This is a genomic window from Sphingomonas radicis (assembly GCF_051400635.1).
Classification (GTDB): Bacteria; Pseudomonadota; Alphaproteobacteria; order Sphingomonadales; family Sphingomonadaceae; genus Sphingomonas.
Genome location: NZ_JBLFFG010000004.1, coordinates 144,748 through 159,443, shown reverse-complemented (window position 1 = coordinate 159,443; position 14,696 = coordinate 144,748). Strand labels below are relative to the sequence as shown.

Annotated in this window: 10 protein-coding genes; 5 read left to right on the top strand and 5 right to left on the bottom strand. The window is 66.3% G+C overall.

From position 1 onward, the window contains the following. Positions 1-122 precede the first annotated feature (122 nt). The 4 genes from ACMGDH_RS15005 to ACMGDH_RS14990 all read left to right on the top strand — a co-directional run bounded on the left by ACMGDH_RS15005 (position 123) and on the right by ACMGDH_RS14990 (position 7,327). Complete coding sequence (locus tag ACMGDH_RS15005) at positions 123-1,190, top strand: glycoside hydrolase family 43 protein (RefSeq protein ID WP_436828775.1); 1,068 nt, start codon at positions 123-125, stop codon at positions 1,188-1,190. A gap of 86 nt (positions 1,191-1,276) precedes the next feature. Next, positions 1,277-3,568, top strand: a complete 2,292-nt coding sequence (locus ACMGDH_RS15000) for a GH92 family glycosyl hydrolase (protein ID WP_436828903.1) — start codon at positions 1,277-1,279, stop codon at positions 3,566-3,568. Then, entirely contained in the window at positions 3,565-4,986 is a 1,422-nt protein-coding gene (locus tag ACMGDH_RS14995; protein WP_436828774.1) for a glycoside hydrolase family 125 protein, read from the top strand. The genes ACMGDH_RS15000 and ACMGDH_RS14995 overlap by 4 nt, the downstream gene beginning before the upstream one ends. Before the next feature lie 16 nt (positions 4,987-5,002). Beyond that, on the top strand, positions 5,003-7,327 hold the full coding sequence (locus ACMGDH_RS14990) for a GH92 family glycosyl hydrolase (RefSeq protein ID WP_436828773.1): 2,325 nt from the start codon (positions 5,003-5,005) through the stop codon (positions 7,325-7,327). A gap of 212 nt (positions 7,328-7,539) precedes the next feature. Here ACMGDH_RS14990 and ACMGDH_RS14985 read toward each other — a convergent pair whose 3' ends face one another. The 3 genes from ACMGDH_RS14985 to ACMGDH_RS14975 all read right to left on the bottom strand — a co-directional run bounded on the left by ACMGDH_RS14985 (position 7,540) and on the right by ACMGDH_RS14975 (position 11,462). Continuing rightward, entirely contained in the window at positions 7,540-8,313 is a 774-nt protein-coding gene (locus ACMGDH_RS14985) for a CatB-related O-acetyltransferase (RefSeq protein WP_436828772.1), read from the bottom strand. 580 nt (positions 8,314-8,893) lie between these two features. Then, a complete protein-coding gene (locus ACMGDH_RS14980) occupies positions 8,894-10,090 on the bottom strand; it encodes an ROK family protein (RefSeq protein ID WP_436828771.1) in 1,197 nt (398 codons plus the stop codon). Between the two features lie 43 nt (positions 10,091-10,133). After that, on the bottom strand, positions 10,134-11,462 hold the full coding sequence (locus ACMGDH_RS14975) for a sugar porter family MFS transporter (protein WP_436828770.1): 1,329 nt from the start codon (positions 11,460-11,462) through the stop codon (positions 10,134-10,136). Positions 11,463-11,571: 109 nt separating this feature from the next. Between ACMGDH_RS14975 and ACMGDH_RS14970 the strand changes: the two genes are divergently transcribed. Next, complete coding sequence (locus ACMGDH_RS14970) at positions 11,572-12,519, top strand: ROK family protein (RefSeq protein ID WP_436828769.1); 948 nt, start codon at positions 11,572-11,574, stop codon at positions 12,517-12,519. Between the two features lie 13 nt (positions 12,520-12,532). Here ACMGDH_RS14970 and ACMGDH_RS14965 read toward each other — a convergent pair whose 3' ends face one another. Continuing rightward, entirely contained in the window at positions 12,533-12,889 is a 357-nt protein-coding gene (locus tag ACMGDH_RS14965; RefSeq protein ID WP_436828768.1) for a response regulator, read from the bottom strand. Next, positions 12,882-14,642, bottom strand: a complete 1,761-nt coding sequence (locus ACMGDH_RS14960; RefSeq protein ID WP_436828767.1) for a PAS domain S-box protein — start codon at positions 14,640-14,642, stop codon at positions 12,882-12,884. Before ACMGDH_RS14960 ends, ACMGDH_RS14965 begins: the two co-directional genes overlap by 8 nt. Positions 14,643-14,696: the final 54 nt, after the last annotated feature.

The window sequence follows — 14,696 nt, the reverse complement described above, 5'->3', positions numbered from 1 at the left end:
CCCCCTCCCAGGCGTCTTTGGAGGTGACCCTTCCCCCAGGGTCACCTCCACCTTTCTTTGGTCGCGAGCGGGTTGGTTGACGACGCGGAACGCGGCACATTGGGGGCAGGAAGAGAAGCGGCATGAAACGATTGATCTATACCGGGCTCACCGCTGCGGCGGCGCTGCTGGTCGCGGGCTCCGCGCCTGCACCGAACCCGGTTGTGCCGGGCTGGTATGCCGATCCGGAGATCCATGTGTTCGCCGGCCGCTACTGGATCTATCCGACCTATTCCGATCATTTCGGCGAGCCTGCGACCCCGTCGCGCATCTCGCCGGCGCAGGCGGAGCTGCGCAAGCAGAAGATGGTCCGCCCGTCCTACGGCTATCAGACCTTCTTCGATGCCTTCTCGTCGCCCGATCTGGTCCACTGGACCAAGCACAGCCGCGCGTTCGACATCGAAAATGTCGCCTGGGCCGCCTTCGCGATCTGGGCGCCCTCGGTGATCGAGGCGAACGGCAAATATTACATGTTCTTCAGCGCCAACGACATCCAGAAGGATGGCGAGCTCGGCGGCATCGGGCTGGCGGTGAGCGACAAGCCCGGCGGTCCCTTCAAGGACGCGATCGGCAAGCCGCTGATCGGCCAGTTCCATAACGGCGCGCAGCCGATCGACCCCTTCGCCTTCCGCGACAAGGACGGGCAGGTCTATCTCTATTACGGCGGCTGGAAGCACTGCAACGTCGTCAAGCTGAGCAAGGACCTCAAGTCGATCGTCCCGCACGAGGACGGCTCGCTCTTCAAGGAGATCACGCCGCCCAATTATGTCGAGGGCTCGTTCGTGATCGAGCGCAAGGGCGTCTATTATCTGATGTGGTCCGAAGGCGGCTGGACCGGCCCAGACTATAGCGTCGGCTATGCGATGGGGCCGAGCCCGGTCGGGCCGTTCAAGCCGATGGGCAAGATCCTGGCGCAGGACTTCAAGATCGCGCGCGGGGCGGGGCACCATTCGGTGGTCAATGTCCCCGGCACCGACGAATGGTACATCGCCTATCACCGCCGCCCGCTCGATACCGATCGGGGCGAGCATCGCCAGGTCGCGATCGACCGCATGGTCTTCAACGCAGACGGCACCATCCGCCCGGTCGTGATGACCAACGAAGGGGTGGCGCCGCGGCCGCTCACGGCCGCGCGCGCGAACAAGCACTGAAAGGGAGCAGGACTTTGAGGACCAATATGGGGAAGCTTCTGCACGGAGCCTCGGTCGCGCTGCTGGCGACGAGCTTGTGCCTGCCGATGCCGGCCGCGCTGGCGCAGGAAGGCGCGGCGCCGCAGGAAGGCGAGGCACTGGTCGACCTCGTCAACCCGCTGATGGGTACCGATTCCAGCTTCGAGCTTTCCTACGGCAATACCTATCCCGCGGTCGCCGTGCCCTGGGGGATGAACTTCTGGACGCCGGTCACCGGCGAGATGGGCAGCGGCTGGGGCTATACCTATGACGCGCACAAGATCAGCGGGATCAAGCAGACTCACCAGCCCAGCCCGTGGATGAACGATTATGCCGCCTTCGAGCTGATGGCGGTCACCGGTCCGCTCCGCATCAAGCAGAAGGAGCGCGCCTCGTGGTTCAGCCACAAGGCCGAGGAGAGCAAGCCCTACAAATATCAGGTCTATCTCGCCGATCACGATGTGACCGCGGAGGTGGTCCCCACTAGCCGCGCCGCGCAGTTCCGCTTCACCTTCCCCGAGAGCGACGACGCGCACATCGTCCTCGATGCGTACAACGAAGGCTCGATGGTGACGGTGGACGCCAAGCGCCGCCGCATCACCGGCTATGTCCGCAACAACAGCGGCGGCGTGCCGGCCAATTTCCACAATTACTTCGTGCTCGAGTTCGATCACGACTTCACTGTCTCGCGCACCTGGGACGAGAACTGGCAGCTTCGCGATACCCCCAAGAGCGAAGGCGCGCATGTCGGCGCGGTAGTGAGCTTCAAGACGAAGAAGGGCGAGCAGGTCGGCGTCAAGGTCGCCTCGTCGTTCATCAGCCTCGAGCAGGCCGAACGCAACCTCGCGCGCGAAGTGGGCGGGGACAGCTTCGCCCAGACCGAGGCCAAGGCGCGCCAGGCATGGGAGACCGAGCTTTCGCGCATCCGCGTTACCGACGCCGACCTGCGCAACCGCCGCATCTTCTATTCGGCGCTCTACCGCATGCTCCAGTTTCCGCGCCCGCTTCATGAGATCGATGCCGCGGGCAAGACCGTCCACTACAGCCCGTATGACGGCAAGGTGCACGACGGCTATCTGTTCACCGACAACGGCTTCTGGGACACCTGGCGCGCGGTCTTCCCCTTCTTCGCGCTGATGTACCCCGAGCTCGACAGCCAGATCATGCAGGGGCTGGTCAACACCTATAAGGAGTCCGGCTGGCTCCCCGAATGGGCGAGCCCGGGCCACCGCAACGTGATGATCGGCTCCAACTCGGCGATCCTCATCGCGGACGCCTATTTGAACGGCGTCCGTGGCTTCGACGTCGAGACGCTGTACGAAGCGATGGTCAAGAACGCGACCACTTCAGAGGGCCGCCCGCGCGACGAGCGCGGCCGGGTGCTCACCGCGGTCGGCCGCGAAGGCGTCGAATATTACAACCGCCTCGGCTATGTCCCCTATGACGTGGGCATCAACGAGAGCGCCGCGCGCACGCTCGAATATGCCACCGCCGATTTCGCGCTCTCCCGCCTCGCCGCCGCGCTCGGCAAGAACGAGGATGCGAAGAAATACGCGGCCCAGGCGCAGAACTATCGCAAGCTCTACGACAAGCAGTCGGGCTGGATGCGCGGCCGCAACCAGAACGGCAGCTGGGCGACGCCGTTCAACCCGCTGAAGTGGGGCGATGCCTTCACCGAGGGCAATTCGCTCCACTACAGCTGGTCGGTGATGCAGGACGTGCAGGGCCTCGCTGACTTGATGGGCGGGGACAAGGCGTTCGTCGATCGCCTCGATTCGATCTTCACCACGCCGCCGCTGTTCGACGACAGTTATTACGGCCAGACGATCCACGAGATCCGCGAGATGCAGATCGTCAACATGGGCCAGTATGCGCACGGCAACCAGCCGATCCAGCATATGCCCTATCTCTACGACTGGGCCGGCGCGCCGTGGAAGACGCAATATCATGTGCGCAACGTGATGGCGAAGCTCTACTCGCCCGAGCCCGACGGCTATCCGGGCGACGAGGACAACGGCCAGACTTCGGCCTGGTACGTCTTCTCGGCACTGGGCTTCTATCCGGTGACGCCGGTGGTCGGCCAATATGCGATCGGCAGCCCGCTGTTCCGCAATGCCGAGCTCAAGATGCCGAACGGCAAGACACTGAAGATCGAGGCCGAGAACAACGGCCCCAAGAACGTCTACATCCAGTCGGTGACCTTCAACGGCCAGCCGCACGACAAGACCTGGCTCGATCGCGCGGCGCTCCAGCAGGGCGGAACGCTCCGCTTCGTGATGGGGCCGACGCCCAACAGGGCATGGGGCGCGAGCAAGGGTGCCGCACCCTTCTCGATGAGCGCACCGGGAGAGGCTAAATGAACCGTCGTGAAGTGATCGCGGGCGCAGGGACGCTCGCGCTGGCGGCCGGGCTCCCCGGCGTGGCGTTCGCGCAGCAGGCCACCAAGCGGCCCCCCAAGGCCGAACGCCGCTTCACCAGCAAGGCGGTCGAGGCCGAGATCGTTCGCGTAAAGAAGAAGATCGCCGACCCCGAGCTCGCCTGGCTGTTCGAGAATTGCTACCCCAACACGCTCGACACCACCGTCACCCTCGGCGAGGTGGACGGAAAGCCCGACACCTTCGTGATCACCGGCGACATCGATGCGATGTGGCTGCGCGACAGCTCGGCGCAGCTTCAGACCTATGTGCATCTGACGCCCAGGGACGCGGACCTGCGCCGCCTCTTCCATGGCGCCATGCAGCGCCAGGCGCGCTGCATCCTGCTCGATCCCTACGCCAACGCCTACACCCGCGACCCCACTGCCAAGTCGAACCTGCCGGCGATCAACGACAAGACCGACATGAAGCCGGGCGTCGCCGAGCGGAAGTGGGAGATCGACTCGCTCTGCTATCCGATGCGCCTCGCGCATGCCTATTGGACGGCGACGCGCGACAATGCGCCCTTCGACGATCTCTGGGCCAAGGGCATGGCGCTCGCCGTCGCGACCCTGAAGGAGCAGCAGCGCAAGGATGGTCCCGGCGGCTATCATTTCCAGCGCGTCGATCCCTCGCCCACCGAGACCTTGATGTTCGGCGGCTATGGTGCGCCCACTAGGAAGGTAGGCCTGATCCACTCGGGCTTCCGCCCCTCGGACGACGCCTGCGTCTTCCCCTTCCTGATCCCGTCCAACCTGTTCGCGGTCTCGGCGCTCAGGATGCTCGCGACCGTGCTGCGCGAGGCACGCGGCGATGCCGCCGGCGCACAGGCCGCGGAAGCGCTCGCCGCCGAAGTCAAGCAAGCGCTCGATGCGCACGGCAAGATGCCCGACGGGCAGGGCGGCGAAGTCTGGGCCTTCGAAGTCGACGGCTACGGCAACGCGATCTTCATGGACGACGCCAACGTTCCCAGCCTTTCGGGGCTGCCGCTGCTCGGCTCGGCCGACCGCAACGATCCGCTCTACCGCCGCACCGCCGCGCTCGCGTGGAGCCCGCGCAACCCCTATTTTTTCTCCGGCACCGCGGGCGAGGGGATCGGTGGGCCTCACATCGGCATGGACATGATCTGGCCGATGTCGCTGATCACCCGCGCGCTGATCAACGACGACGAGGCAGTGGTCCACCAGTGCCTGCGCACGCTCAGGAACACCCACGGCGGCACCGGCTTCATGCACGAGAGCTTCCACAAGGATGATCCAGCGAAGTTCACGCGCAGCTGGTTCGCCTGGGCCAACGGCCTGTTCGGCGACCTAATCCTCGACATCGAGAAGCGCCGTCCCACGCTGCTCGCCCAGCGCTATTGACCGGCAGGAGAAAGCCATGATCGCCGCCAATCGCCGCCAGCTGCTTGCCGGCGCGGGGTTCGCCGCGCTGACCTCCGCGGCGCCGGGGTTCGCGCGGGGGCAGGGGGCGGCCACCTCCGCCAAACCCAATCTGTTCATCGGCACCGGCGGGCATGGCCATACCTTCCCCGGCCCGTCGCTGCCGTTCGGCATGGTCCAGCTGGGTCCGGACACCGACAACAGCCGCTGGGACGCCTGCTCGGGCTATCACCGGACCGACGGCTCGATCATGGGCTTCTCGCACACCCATCTCTCGGGCACCGGCATCGGCGACATGCTCGACGTGCTGGTGGTACCCACCCGCGGCAAGCTCGAGCTCGATCCCGGCAAACTCGACAACCCCGACCTAGGCTATCGCCAGCGGTTCTCCGAGGAGCATGCCGAGCCGGGCTATTATCGCGTGAAGCTCGAGTCCGGGGTGCTCGCCGAGCTCACCGTCACCGAGCGCGCCGGGCTCCACCGCTATCACTTCCCCGCGGGTCCCGGGCACATATTGATCGATTTCGCGCACATGATCCTCGACGTGTGGGACAAGGGCACGATCGTCGACCAGGCCTCGCTGGCGATCGACGCGAACGGCCTGCTCACCGGCAGCCGCCGCGTGCATCGCTGGGCCAAGGGCCGTCACGTGCATTTCGCGATGCAGCTCTCACGCCGCCCGAGCCGCGTCCAGTTCTTCGGCGACGACAACAAGCCCGCCCCGGAAGGGGCGAGGGGCGTCACCGGCAACAAGCTCAAGGCGGCGCTGTTCTTTGACGATGCGGGCGGCGATCCGATCCTGATCAAGACCGGCATCTCGGCGATCGATGTCGCGGGTGCCAAGGCCGCGCTGGCAGCCGAAGCCCCGGGCTGGGGCTTCGACGGCGCCGCGACTGCCGCGCGCCGCGCCTGGGCGAAGGAGCTGGAGTGCGTCCGTGTCGAGGGCGGCACCGCGGACCAGCGCACGATCATGGCGAGTGCGCTCTACCATTGCTTCCTCGCGCCCACGCTCTTCACCGATCGCGATGGCCGCTACGTCGGCATGGACAAGCAGGTGCATCAGGCGGGCGCCGACACGCCCGCGTTCAGCACCTATTCGCTGTGGGACACCTATCGTGCGCTGCATCCGCTGCTCACGCTGGTCCAGCCCGAACGCGCGGCGATGTTCACGCGGGACCTGATCCGCCAGACCCAGCAGAGCCCCTATGGCCCGCCCGTCTGGCAGCTTCAGGGGGTCGAGACCGGTTGCATGATCGGCTGGCATTCGGTCTCGGTGCTCGCCGAGGCCAAGGTGAAGGGCATCGAGGCGGACTATGCCGCGGCATGGCCCAACATCCGCCGCCGCGCCTTCGATCGCGACTATAAGGACAGCGACGGCTCGCTCGGCCGCGGCTATTATTACGACCTCGGCTACATCCCCGCCGACAAGATCTGGGAGTCGGTCAGCCGCACCCAGGAATATGCCTATGACGATTGGGCGATGGCGGTGCTCGCCGAAGCAGCGGGCGCGCAGGACGACGCCGCGGCGCTCCGCAAGCGCAGCCGGAACTACCGCAACGTGCTCGATCCGAAGACCCGCTTCGCGAAGCCGAAGTTCTCGGACGGAAGCTGGTGGGCGGATTATGACCCGATCCAGATCGGTCACGACGTCAAGAAGCACCGCGATTATACCGAGGCGAACGGCTGGCAGGCGACCTTCCTCAACCAGCACGACGTCTATGGCCTGATCGAGCATTTCGGCGGTGATGCCGCGTTCGAGAAGCAGCTCGACGCGCTGTTCAACGCACCTTCGACGCTGCCCGAGAACGCGCCGCCCGACATCTCCGGGCTGGTGGGCCAGTATGCGCACGGCAACGAGCCCAACCACCACGTCGCCTATCTCTATGCCTATGCCGGTGCGCCGTGGAAGACCCAGGCGATGATCCGCCGGCTCTGCGTCGAGATGTACAAGAACGATCCCGACGGCGAGATCGGCAACGACGATTGCGGCCAGATGAGCGCCTGGTTCGTGCTGAGCGCGCTGGGCTTCTATCCGGTCGATCCGGTGAGCGCAGTCTATGTCTTCGGTTCGCCGTTGTTCGATTCCGGCGAGATGCAGCTGGGGCAGGGCAGGACGCTCCGCGTCGTCGCCCGCAACAACGGTCCGGACGCGCCTTACGTCCAGTCGGTGCGCTGGAACGGCAAGCCCTGGACCCGCAACTGGATCAGCCATGCCGATCTGGCCAAGGGCGGAGAGCTCGAATTCGTGATGGGAACCAGGCCCTCCCGCTTCGGCACCGCCAAGGCGGACCGCCCGCCCTCGTTCGGGCGGACGCCAGGCTAGGCGCGACACGGCCGCTGTTGGTGGTCGACCGCCGTCCCAACGATCCGTCATGCTGAACTTGTTTCAGCATCCACCGTGTCACAAGCGAAGACATCGCGAGTGGAGGAGTGGACCCTGAAACAAGTTCAGGGCGACGAAAAGAAGGGCTGATAGCGCGGAAGTTGGCCACAAGCGGGCCGGCTATCGTCGGCGGCGGAACGGCCCAACGCCGATCAGGCGGCGAGTATCGAAAAGATCAGCGGCAGGTTGAGCCGCTGCGGGCAATAGGGTTCGACCTCCCCCGCCTCTATGCGCGCTTCCAGTCCGTCCAGGAACCGCATCGGGTCGGCGCTATCCAGACCGGCGAAGTCTGCGACATGATATTGCCACCAGGCGACCCTTTCGATCCGCTCGATCACTTCCTGCGGGAATCGATAGCGTATCAGTCGCGCCGGCGTACCGCCGACGATCGCGAATGGCGGCACGTCCTTCGATACCACGGCACCGGCAGCGATGACCGCGCCATTGCCGATGGTGATGCCTTGGCGCAGCAGCACATTATGGCCGATCCAGACGTCGTTGCCGATGACGACGGGTCCGCGATCCGGTTCGAACGGCGGCGGTTCGGGAGCACGGCCGAAGCGTCGTTTGATGTCGTCGGTGAAATAGCTCCGATAGGTGAACAGATGCGTGCTGATGTGGTCGAGCGGATGCTCGTTCCCCATCACTTCGCATCCTGCCGCGACGCTGCAATAGCGGCCGATCACCGTCCTCTGCGGCAGCGCCGCATAGCTGTACGAGAAGGCACCGGAATTCCAGAAACTCGCGCCCTGAAAGGTCGCGAACGGCTCCACATAGATCGGCCGTTCGAAGCGCAGCGTGCTCCCCATCGCAATCAGCCCGTCGACCGCATTGTGGTTGCGGAGGAACAGGGGAGTCTCATGCAGGAACCGGCGCATGAAGTCGTTGTACTGCACTTCCAACGGATACTGGATCTCAGGTACCATCTTCGCTCCCAACGGCCGCGGGCTCGATCGCAGCGCACGGGGCGACAACCGAATTCCAGTGCTCTCTTGAAGTTTAGAGGGCGGGAGCCCGGGACCCAAATTGGCGGGGGCTTCTCCGGCAGCGAACCCGGTCTTCTGGCCCAGCTTGGAAAGGGCCATCCTTGAGCTGCGCCACCCATTTCCGCTGGAAAAGTAGGATTTGTTCTGCTTTCGTTCGAATGTGCGCAAGCAGCAAAAGCCCCTTCCTCAACCCGCGTCGCAGAGCTGCCGCGCGGCTGCCGCGACGATGGCGCGAAGGCGGTGCGTCGGTGCCGCGTGCGCGTCGCGTTGGTGGCGCGTCAGCGCAGCGTCACTGCTGCGTCGACGCCGCGTGGGTGTAGCGTCACTGTCGCGTCGGTGGCGCGCCAGTGTCGCGTGGCTGCCGCGTGACTGCCGCTTCGTGGCTCGTCGCTGCCGCTTCGGCCGAAGAAACGCGTTATCGAGTCAAGCAAGTCAACCAACCGAGTCAATTTCGGCCTGCACTTCTTCCGTTCCACCGGAAATTGGTCGTTGCCGTGCCAAGGTCGCGGCTCACCTCTACTCAGGTCGGTGCCTTCCACAGCGCCGCCTGCTTCGGCAGCAGGAAGTGGCTGAACGGCAGGATCGCCGCGCCCACCGCGGGGGCATCCTCCGAGAGCGCGGCGCGAATCACCGGCGCGACGGTCGGCAGGATGCTCGTGCGTTCCTTCATCAGCTCGTTGGCACGCGCCGCGAGCCGGTCGAGGATCGCCGTTGGCAGCCTGCCGCCGACCAGCACCGCGGCTGGATTGATCAGGCAGTTGATCGCGTCGAGCGGCACGATCAGCTGGCGTGCGGCATCTTCGATCCACGCGCTGACGCAGGCCGCGGTCGCCTTGTCCGGGTCGGTGCCGCGCATCACGTCGGCGAGCCTGCACCCGTTGCGTTCCAGGTGGCGCGCGAGGCCGGAGAGCGAGACCATCCGCTGGATCTCTTCGCCCGGCGCGGCCCCGTCGCCTGCGCGCATGAAGCCCAGCTCGCCGCTGCGCCCGTCCGCGCCGCGCAGGTACGAGCCGTCGACCACCAGCCCGCCGCCCAGGCCCGAGGAGATCAGAACGTAGAAGAAGCTGTTGTTCTTCTGGCCGAGCCCCAGCTGCATCTCGCCCATCGCCGCGGCGGCCGCATCGTTCTCGACGAAGACCGGCAGGTTGAGCGGTTCGCGGAACAGCTCGGCGATGTCGATGCTGTCCCAGGTTGCGTAATCGGTGGGGCGGCCGGGCAGGTCGACAAGCCCGAGATCGTCGGGGATCGCCACGCCCACGCCCACCACCTTGGCCACGTCCACGCCGGCCTTGCGCAGCATGTTCTTGATCGAGCGGCGATAGAGCGCGCGGACATGGTCGGGCAGTGCGAAGTCGACTTCCTCCGAGACGCGCATCAGCGTCTCTCCGGAGAAGTCGACCAGCACGAGCGTGATGTGATCGCGGTCGATGTTGACGCCGATCGAATAGCAGGCATCGGGGCGCACCACGAGCTTGGTGGGCGGCTGGCCGCGCCCGCCGCGGCGCTGGCCCGCTTCATCGATCAGCCCGTCCTGGAATAGCCGCTTAGTGATGTTGGCGATCGCCGGGCCGGTGAGCCCGGTGATCCCGGCGAGCTCGACCCGGGTGAGCGGGCCGAGCACGCGGATGGCGTGGAGCGTCACGCGCTGGTTGTGGTCGGCGGCACGCTCGAGGTTGGTACCGGAGAGGCGGGGGCGGGTGCGGGGCGTGGCCGTCATGCGATAGCGCTACCAGCGGTCGAAGCCGTATTTTTCATGCCTGTCATCCTCGGCCCTCGACTGTCCTTTCCATGGTTTCCAGCGCGACACCGCGGGTCTCGGGGAAATAGCGCCAGATCACTACAGCCTGCACCAGCATCGCGCCAGCGAACAGCCAGAATGGCAATGCTTGGGTATATTGTGCCACCACGGGAAAGCCAAAGGCGATCAGCGCATTCATGCCCCAGTGCGTGGCGCTGCCGAGCGACTGGCCTCGCGCCCGCACCGCGGTCGGGAATATCTCGGACAGATACACCCAGATCACCGCGCCCTGCGACACGGCGAAGAACAGGATGAACCCGATCAGCGCGAGGAGCAGCCATGCCTGGCCCTGGCCCGACGAATAGATGCCGGCGACTGCCGCGAGCGCCGCGGCGGTGCCCACTGCACCGACCAGCAGCAGTGGCTTGCGCCCGACCCGGTCAATGATCGCCATGCCCAGGATCGTGCCGAACAGGTTTGCCACCCCGATCGCCACCGCCTGGATATCGGCAGAGACCGTATCGAAGCCTGCCGCCGCGAAGATGTCGCCCAGATAATAGAGAATCGCGTTGATGCCGGAGAGCTGGTTGAACATGGCGAGCGCGATTGCGAGCAGGATCGGCCGCCGGTGCTGGCGCCAGCTGAGCTTGCCGCTGCCCGGCTCGCCGGCGCCCTCCGCAAATTGTGCGAACAGTGCGTCGGGGTCGCCCATCGACAGCGTCTCGATCGCTTCCCTGGCCTCGGGTACCCGGCCGCGGTGGAAGAGCCAGCGCGGGCTTTGCGGAATGCGCACCATCAGGGCCAGGAATATGAGCGCGGGGACCGCCGCGACGCCGAGCTTCAGCCGCCACGCCAGCTCGCCGCCGCTCGCCAAGCCTATCAGGAAGTTGCTGACATAGGCGCCTAGAATGCCGAGCACGATGCTGAGCTGGAAGAATCCGACCAGCATGCCGCGCCGCCGGGCAGGACTGATCTCGGCGATGTACACCGGTGCCAGCACCGAAGATCCGCCGATCGCAAGCCCGCCGAGGAAACGGAAGGCGACGAGCATGGCAAGGTCGCTGCTCAGCGCCGAGCCGATGGCGGAGACAATATAGGCAACGGCGATCCAGAGGAGGATGGTGCGGCTGCCATAGCGATCCCCGGGCCGGCCCGCCCCCAGCGCGCCGACCAGCGTACCCACCAGCGCGGCGGAGACCGCGGCGCCGAGCTGGGCCGGCGAGAGGCCGAAGCTGGTGCGCAGCGCATCGGTCACCCCGGCGATCACGGCGGTATCGAAACCGAACAACAATCCGGCGAGGCTCGCCGCAATTATCGCCGAGGGGTTCAGCTTGCCGTTCAATGCGCTCACCGCAATCCTCCCATCGACCGTTGAATTATGTAATTTGGATTATTAATGCCGATCGAGGGCCGCACAAGCCCAAGGTTTTCACACGCGGGTACGGCCGCAAGGAGGGGGAATGGCGAAAGGTTTCGGTTCGTCGGAGCAGGCGAGTGCGCCGCGTGACGCTTCGGACGAACGGCCTTGGGCGGGAGTCGAGCTGGGCGGCACCAAATGCGTGTGTACGCTCGCCTTCGGACCCGACCGCGTGGTCGACCGGCATACCGTGCCGACGACCAGCCCGGCCGAGACACTCCCGGCGCTGCTTGAGGTGCTGCACGAATGGAAGCGGGAGCATGACTTCACGGGGCTGGGTATCGCTTCGTTCGGTCCGATCGAGCTCGATCCCCGCTCGCCGCGCTATGGCCAGATCCTCGCGACCAACAAGCCGGGCTGGCCCGGCACCGACGTGCGCGGCGTGCTCTCCGCGCCTTTCGCGGTTCCGGTCGGCTTCGACACCGACGTCAACGGCGCAGCGCTGGCCGAGATCGCCTGGGGCTGCGGTCAGGGTATGGACGATTTCGCCTATGTCACCATCGGCACGGGCATCGGCGTGGGGCTGATCGTCCACGGGCGTCCGACACGTGGCTTCGCACATGGCGAGTGGGGGCATATCCGCCTGCCGCGTGCTGCATCGGACGATCACCCCAGCGTCTGCAAATACCATACGGATTGCGTCGAGGGATTGGCCTCGGGCACGGCGCTCGTGTCGCGGCTGGCCGGGCGGGCCGTGCACGAGCTGGACGCGGACGATCCGGTCTGGGAGCCGATCGTCGGCTATATCGCCGCAATGGCGCATGCGCTGGTCTGCGGCGCCGCGCCGCGCCGTATCGCCATCGGCGGCGGGGTCCTGACCGCCCAGCCGCATCTGCTCGCCCGGATCGAGCAGGCGCTGGTCGATAGCCTCAACGGCTATATGCAGCTGCCCGACGGCGAAGCCTATGTCACCAGCCCCGCCCTGGGCGACATGGCGGGCCCCCTCGGCTCCATAGCGCTCGCGGCGGCAGCGGCTTCGGCGGAGGCCTAGCAGGGCCGCCACCTCATCGCGCGAGCAGCACCTCGAGGACGGCTTTCACATCGTCCTCGCGATAGGGCTTCTCGATCAGCGGCGCCTCGTCATAGCCCTCGGGCGGCGCGCCATAGCCGCTCGCGAAGCTGAAGGGCACGTCGCGCAGCCGGAGCAAATCGGCGACGGGAATGCTCGTGTCGCGCCCCAGATTGATGTCGAGGATCGCGGCGTCGAGCGGTTCGGTCTCGGCCAGCGCCAGCCCCTCGGCCAGCCGGGACGCGGGACCGACGATCTCGCAGCCCAGCGCCGCGAGCATGTCCTCTAGCGCCATCGCGACAACCGGTTCGTCCTCCACCACCAGGATGCGGCGCCCGGCGATTTCAGTCACGCGCGCTCTCCGGCAGCGGCGCGTCGACCGTGCAGACCAGCCCTTCCGGGCGGAAGTCGATCTTCACCGTCCCGCCGAGCTCGGACGCGAGGCCGCGCTCGATCATCCGCGTGCCGAAGCCGCGGCGCGTGGGCGCCTGCACCACCGGCCCTCCGCGCTCCTCCCAGACCAGCGAGAATCGGGGAACGTCGCTGGCCTCGCTGCGGCCCCAGCGGATCCGCACGCGGCCTTCGGCTCGTGAGAGCGCGCCGTGCTTCACGGCGTTGGTCGCCAGCTCATGGATGGCGAGAGCGAGGCTGATCGCGGTCTTGGGCTGGATCGCCAGATCCGGCCCCTCCAGCTCGAAAAGCCCGGCATCGCCGCCGTGCGGCGCCACGGCATCGCCGATGATCTGCGTCATCGAGACCGCCCCCCAATGCTCGCGCGTCAGCAGATTGTGCGCATTGGAGAGCGCAGCCAGCCGCCCTTCGAACGCTCGACGCGCTGCGGCGGGGTCGACCTGCCCCTTGAAGCTCTGCTGGGCGATTCCCTGGACGATCGCCAGCATGTTCTTCACGCGGTGGTTGAGCTCGTCGATCAGCAGCCGCAGATGCGTTTCCGAGCGCTTCGCCTCGGTCATGTCGCGTCCGATCGCGTGCAGGCCCTGGGGGTGGCCCTGCTCGTCGAGGCTCAGCCAGGAATTGATCTCCCAGATCCGCTCGCGGCCGTCCTTGGCGCGGACCTTGAGCGTGAAGCGCGTGGTCCCGCCTTCGACGAGCTTCTGCTGAACCGCCGCGCGCGTGATCTCATATTGACTGGGGTCGATGAAGTCACGGACATGGCGCCCAACCATCTCCTCGGCAGTATAGCCGAGCGCGGCCGACACGGCGGGGTTCACCGAAGTGATGTGCTGGTCGATCGTCGTGGTGATCAGGAAGTCGTTCGCCTGCTCGAAGATCGTGCGGTAGCGCGCCTCGCTCGCGCGCAGTTCCTCTTCGGCACGCCTGCGTCCGGTGATGTCGAGCGCCACCGCGAGCACCCCGAACGGCTCGCCGTCGGGCCGCCGGATCACCGACACCGAATTATTGACCCACACGATGCCGCCGTCCTTGCGGATGTAGCGCTTCTCGTGCGTGTAGGGCGTGCCTTCGCGCACCGCGCGCTCGAACAGCGGGATATTGGCGGCAAGATCGTCGGGATGCGTGATGTCCTGCATCCGCTTGCCCATCAGCTCCTCGCGGCTCCAGCCGGCGATCTCGCAGAAACGATCGTTCACCAGCGTGAAGCGGCCCTCCAGATCGACCTGGCCGAACCCCGCGGTCGCCTGGTTGATGAAGGCCGAGAGCTGCGCTTCGCGCTCGCGCAGCGCCAGCTCGGCCTCCTTGGCTTCGGTCACGTCATGCGCGACGCCGATGAAGCCGATGTGCTTGCCCTGCGCGTCGCGCCGCGGCGAGGAGGTGGAGTGGAGCCACCGCCACTGCCCGTCGGCGCGGCGATAGCGGCCCTCGAGCTCGAAGGTCTCGAGCCGCGCCTCGCCCGCCACCGACTCTGCCAGGATCCGCGCCGCGTCATCCGGATGGATGATCTGGCGCCAATCGAAACGCAGCGCCTCTTCATAGGAGACGCCCAGGAACTCGACATAGGCGCGGTTGACGAAGCTGCGCGTGCGATCGAGCCGCGTGACCCAGACGGCGACCGGCGCGCTGTCCGCGATCAGCCGGAACTCGTCCTCCCCCACGGGAAGCGATTCACGCCCCGTCTCGGCCTCGATCATCGGGATAGCACGCCCCCTTTTGAACTCGTTCCAGAACCTAGCCGTAACTATCTG